This is a genomic window from Vibrio sp. YT-19(2023), from assembly GCF_033337395.1.
This window is the reverse complement of sequence record NZ_JAWOQN010000915.1, coordinates 1-562: the sequence shown is the minus strand read 5'-3', so window position 1 is coordinate 562 and position 562 is coordinate 1. Positions and strand designations below refer to the sequence as shown.

At 48.6% G+C, this 562-nt stretch carries 1 protein-coding gene; it reads left to right on the top strand.

All coding sequences use genetic code 11. The features are described 5' to 3' along the window. Positions 1-562, top strand: a 562-nt coding sequence (locus R7E78_RS29165) for a MutS-related protein (protein WP_411913786.1), incomplete at both ends; no start/stop codon positions are given.

The window sequence follows — 562 nt, the reverse complement described above, 5'->3', positions numbered from 1 at the left end:
AACCTACATGCGCCAAACTGCGCTAATTGCGTTGATGGCTCACATCGGCTCTTATGTACCTGCAGAATCAGCACAAATTGGCTCATTGGATCGCATCTTTACTCGTATCGGTGCTTCAGATGACTTGGCATCAGGTCGTTCAACCTTCATGGTAGAGATGACAGAAACAGCCAACATTCTCCACAACGCAACCAAGAACAGCTTGGTGTTAATGGATGAGATCGGTCGCGGTACCAGTACTTACGATGGTCTTTCATTGGCATGGGCAAGTGCCGAATGGCTTGCAACACAAATTGGCGCGATGACACTTTTCGCTACGCACTATTTTGAACTAACCGAATTACCGAACTTGCTACCAAACTTAGCGAATGTTCACCTAGATGCGGTAGAACATGGCGACAGCATTGCTTTCATGCACGCTGTTCAAGAAGGCGCCGCAAGCAAAACATACGGCTTGGCGGTTGCGGGCTTAGCTGGCGTACCAAAAACGGTCATCAAAAATGCTCGTACTAAACTGTCTCAACTAGAGCAACTCGGTCAAGCTAGCGACTCGCCTCGTCCA